The organism is Pseudophaeobacter profundi, from assembly GCF_029697505.1.
GTDB classification, from domain to species: Bacteria; Pseudomonadota; Alphaproteobacteria; order Rhodobacterales; family Rhodobacteraceae; genus Pseudophaeobacter; species Pseudophaeobacter profundi.
Map to the genome: position 1 here is coordinate 1 of NZ_JARJEF010000163.1, position 312 is coordinate 312.

Annotated in this window: 1 protein-coding gene; it reads left to right on the forward strand. The window is 52.9% G+C overall.

Features of this window, described 5'->3' with window-relative positions; genetic code table 11:
• Positions 1 to 16: 16 nt before the first annotated feature.
• The coding region (locus P2081_RS20645; RefSeq protein ID WP_278924660.1) for a carbonic anhydrase family protein at positions 17 to 312 on the forward strand (296 nt) is incomplete at its 3' end.

The following is a 312-nucleotide window of genomic DNA, read 5'->3' on the forward strand; positions in this document are numbered from 1 at the left end:
TACTTCAAAAGTTACAATGGTAAAAATTGAAGACGAAAATGTGAAGTCGAAGAACAAGCAGCTGATACAGGGTCAGAGTGTGCAGGATGGAGTGTTGGTTTCTCCCATAGACCTCGCTCTCGGAGCTACAAGACCACTGCAGCTCGAGCCTCTGAGATGGGTCCACTTCGACGTCCCGCCGTTCCGAATGAAGCTCACCAACAGTGGCGACACTCTGGTAGTGAGTGCCAAGTGGGCAAAGGAGAGGCCGTACCTGAGTGGCGGCCCCCTCGATGGCACCTATGTCTTCTCACAAATCCACTTCCACTGGGG